This is a genomic window from Chamaesiphon sp. OTE_20_metabat_361, assembly GCF_031364565.1.
In genome coordinates, this window is the sequence record NZ_JANLWO010000309.1 from 1 (window position 1) to 3,869 (window position 3,869).

General features: G+C 48.6%; 4 protein-coding genes. All 4 read left to right on the plus strand.

Annotation, left to right across the window (positions count from 1 at the left end; translation table 11 throughout):
• Positions 1-68: 68 nt before the first annotated feature.
• Positions 69-410: a DUF2203 domain-containing protein gene (locus RMO35_RS09195; protein ID WP_309740445.1), complete on the plus strand. Its 342-nt coding sequence runs from the start codon at positions 69-71 to the stop codon at positions 408-410.
• 28 nt (positions 411-438) lie between these two features.
• The gene (locus RMO35_RS09200) at positions 439-1,224 is read left to right on the plus strand and encodes an SDR family oxidoreductase (RefSeq protein ID WP_309740447.1); all 786 of its coding nucleotides are present in this window, start codon (positions 439-441) and stop codon (positions 1,222-1,224) included.
• 87 nt (positions 1,225-1,311) lie between these two features.
• Positions 1,312-2,850 carry a carotenoid isomerase gene (gene crtH, locus RMO35_RS09205; RefSeq protein WP_309740449.1) on the plus strand — a complete coding sequence of 513 codons (1,539 nt, stop codon included), beginning with the start codon at positions 1,312-1,314 and terminating at the stop codon, positions 2,848-2,850.
• A gap of 325 nt (positions 2,851-3,175) precedes the next feature.
• On the plus strand, positions 3,176-3,736 hold the full coding sequence (locus tag RMO35_RS09210) for a tetratricopeptide repeat protein (protein ID WP_309740451.1): 561 nt from the start codon (positions 3,176-3,178) through the stop codon (positions 3,734-3,736).
• The last annotated feature ends 133 nt before the right edge of the window (positions 3,737-3,869 follow it).

Here is a 3,869-nt window from a genome sequence, read left to right on the forward strand (position 1 = left end):
AGACATGAGATTTATGACCTGAATTTAGGCATATTAATAGTAACGCTATCCAAATTGTATCGCCGACTATGACTCACAATGCTACCCCTGTTGATGAAACGATCGACTTCGATCGCGAAATTGCCGACTTAGAACAAGCGATCGCCACTCTCAAACAGCGTCAGGCAGAGATCGAGTTAGCCGAGCGGGAACGGGTAGTATTAGAGCGTCAGCGCAATGAGTTGAAACACAAAGGCAGCAAGAACTCGGAAGTCAAGCAGGAACTGGCACAAATTCGATCGCGTTTGGAAGAACTAAGTTTTACATTAGAATCCCAACTATTGAACATGTGGGAACCCTTTTGGCAAGCTGTGAGATTTGGTGGCTTAGGCATCGCGATCGGGTGGTTTATTTCAACCTGGGGACGATAAACTTATCGTGCAGAGATATGTATTTTGAATGAGTGGCAGCTTAAATACAGCAGGATTAACAGGGCGGGTGGCGCTAGTCACAGGCGTAAGTCGGCGCAAAGGGATCGGGTTTGCCATTGCCCAACGCCTAGCCATGCTGGGAGCAGATGTATTTATTCATTCCTACACGCCCTATGATGCCGAGCGGGAGTGGGGAGCCGATGCGGATGGCATCTTTTCCCTAATTACCACTCTCGAAGCATCTGGCACCAAAATCGCCCATGCTGAGGGCGATTTTAGCGATCCGACGACACCCGATCGGATTATGAATGCCGCAGTGCAAAGCTTGGGACAGATCGATATTTTAGTTGCAAACCATACTTACAGTACGATGGGTGCCTTAGAACAGCTCACCGCCGCCGAAATCGATCGGCATTTGCATATAAATGTGCGCGCGACATTGCTATTGGTGCAAGCTTTTGCGGCTCAACATCAGCAAAGTTCCGGTCGAGTCATCTTGCTAACTTCGGGACAACATCTGACGCCGATGCCTGGTGAGCTGGCTTATGTGGCGTCCAAGGGTGCCGTCCAGCAACTGACGCTGAGCTTATCGGCACATCTGATTTCACGCGGCATCACCGTCAATACGGTCAACCCTGGCGCGACGGATACAGCGTGGGCGGATGCCGAGTTGCACGAGTTAATTCGCAGTGCCAATCCCCAAGGAAGATGGGGTCAGCCAGAGGATGCCGCCAGATTGATTGGGTGGCTGGCGAGTGATGATGCGCGCTGGATTACCGGACAGACGATAAATTCTAATGGTGGTGGCTACTAACAGTTACGGATTTGTGGTTCTGCTTCTAGGAAAAAAGCAGTAAAATTAGAAAGCGTATGACTTTTTAGATTTTTTTAAGATTCATTTATGACTGTGAGTGCTAGTACCGAAACTGTTGCTTCGCTGGACGATAGAACCATTTTTGATGCGATTATTATCGGTTCGGGAATTGGGGGATTGGTGACGGCAACTCAGTTGGCGGCGAAGGGTGCAAAAGTATTGGTATTGGAGCGGTATCTGATTCCTGGCGGCAGTTCGGGCTATTTCGATCGCGAGGGCTATCGTTTTGATGTCGGTGCTTCGATGATCTTTGGCTTTGGCAAGCAGGGAACTACCAATTTATTGACGCGGGCGCTGGCGGCGGTGGGCGAGAGTATCGAAACGATCCCCGACCCGGTGCAGGTGCAATATCATTTACCTGACGATTTAGATATTAAAGTCCATCAAGATTACGAGCAGTTTTTACAAGAAGTAATTGCCAGGTTCCCACATGAAGCCCAGGGGATTCGGCAGTTTTATGATGAGTGTTGGCAGGTATTTAATTGCCTGAATGCGATGGATTTGTTATCGCTTGAGGAGTTGCGATATCTGATGCGGGTATTCTTTCAACATCCGGCTGCTTGTCTGGGTTTGGTTAAGTATTTACCTTTAAATGTGGGCGATATTGCCCGCAAATATATTCAAGATCCCAACGTCTTGAAATTTATCGATATCGAGTGTTATATCTGGTCGGTGGTACCTGCGGAAATGACGCCCATGATTAATGCTGGAATGGTCTTTTCCGATCGACATTATGGCGGTATTAATTATCCTAAAGGTGGTGTCGGTCAAATCGCCCAAAAGTTAGTAACTGGCTTAGAAAAAGCTGGGGGCAAAATTTACTACAAGTGCCGGGTGACAAAAATTATCACCGAGCAGGGTAAAGCTGTCGGGGTAGAAGTGGCAAATGGCAAGACTTTTCGAGCCAAGAAGATTGTGTCTAATGCCACGCGTTGGGATACTTTCGAGCAGCTCTTACCCGCAGATGAAATGCCCAAGAAGGAGCGCAAATGGCAATCACGTTATCAGAAGTCGCCAGCTTTTTTGAGTCTGCACTTGGGTGTCGAGGCGAGTGTACTGCCTGCGGGTACCGAGTGTCATCATGTCTTGCTCGAAGATTGGACGCAGATGGAGGAGCCGGAAGGGACGATTTTTGTGTCGATTCCGACTTTGCTCGATCCGAGCTTGGCACCTGCGGGATATCACATTATCCATGCGTTTACTCCCAGTTGGATGAGCGATTGGGAAGGTTTATCGCCGAGTGACTATGCCGCCAAAAAAGAGGCGCGCGCGGGGGTATTGCTCGATCGACTAGAGCGGATTTTCCCTGGCTTAAATGCGGGATTAGATTTCATGGAGGTGGGTACACCGCGTACGCACCGCCGCTTTCTAGGACGTGCTGATGGCAGCTATGGGCCAGTGCCGCGCCGGAAGTTGCCGGGACTATTAAATATGCCATTCAATCGCACGGCGGTACCGGATTTGTATTGTGTCGGGGATAGTACCTTTCCCGGACAAGGATTAAATGCAGTGGCTTTCTCGGGGTTTGCTTGCGCTCACCGGATTGCGGCAGATTTAGGGCTATAGTCAGGCTATATTAGTTCTAACCGATCGACCAATGTGGGGGTAACTATCGTTACTCCCATATTCTGCACTCACAATTTCCTCAATTTCTACTTATATAGTGCTTTTAGGATTCGATCGCCGACCTACTCCCATTCGATCGATAGATGCGATCGCCTTAAAAAAATGCGATGGTTAGCAACATGTCAGCTTCTCACTGCCGACTCAGTTTTTGCCGGAAAACGAGCGCGACAGTTTGTAGCTTCAGCTAAATAGTAAATCTAGTGACTATCCATCTCGGTGCTGTTCGTACCAAATAGTTTAACTCCAAAAAATTGTCAGATACCCCATGAAATTCGCCCTTTTACTTCTCACCCCGATCTTCTTAATTATCTCGATGCCGATTGCCCAATCCTCTTCGAGTCTGCCACTTCGCACGCCAGCTCCCGCGATCGATTCTAACGATCGCGGTACTCTGAAGCTGCATACTGGCGATGCACAGGGGGCAATTTTAGAATTCGATCGAGCAATTGAGATCTATCCTAAATATGCCGAAGCCTATACCAATCGCGCAGCAGCGAAACTCGGACTAGGCGACAAACAGGGGGCAATTGCCGACTATACTCAGGCGATCTCCCTCAATCCTCAAGATCCCCTTACTTACTATAATCGAGGAGTGGCAAAATTTGAGCTAGGCGATAATCGGGGCGCAATTATGGATTTCGATCGAGCAATAGTTCTCAATCCCCAAGATGCGGAAACTTACAGCAATCGGGGTGCGGTGAAATTAGCACTGGGCGACAAAAAGGGTGCGGTTGCCGATCTCACTACTGGTGCGAAATTATTCCGCCAGCAGGGACAGATGAATGATTACCAAAGAACGATCGAGCTATTGCGTCAGGCAAAGTAAATCTAGCTAAGCTTCTAGTAGGGAGGGCGGGTTTGTTTGGGAGATAATAGTGTCAGACAAAAATTGCTAGCATAAACCCGCCCCTACAGATCCATCGACTATAGGGGCGGGTTTATGCTAGCTGATATCGATT

Excerpts from the sequence above, each read along its gene's own strand:
- RMO35_RS09195 (WP_309740445.1), top strand. The coding sequence starts at position 69 with ATGACTCACAATGCTACCCCTGTTGATGAAACGATCGACTTCGATCGC.
- RMO35_RS09200 (WP_309740447.1), top strand. The coding sequence starts at position 439 with ATGAGTGGCAGCTTAAATACAGCAGGATTAACAGGGCGGGTGGCGCTA.
- crtH (WP_309740449.1), top strand. The coding sequence starts at position 1,312 with ATGACTGTGAGTGCTAGTACCGAAACTGTTGCTTCGCTGGACGATAGA.
- RMO35_RS09210 (WP_309740451.1), top strand. The coding sequence starts at position 3,176 with ATGAAATTCGCCCTTTTACTTCTCACCCCGATCTTCTTAATTATCTCG.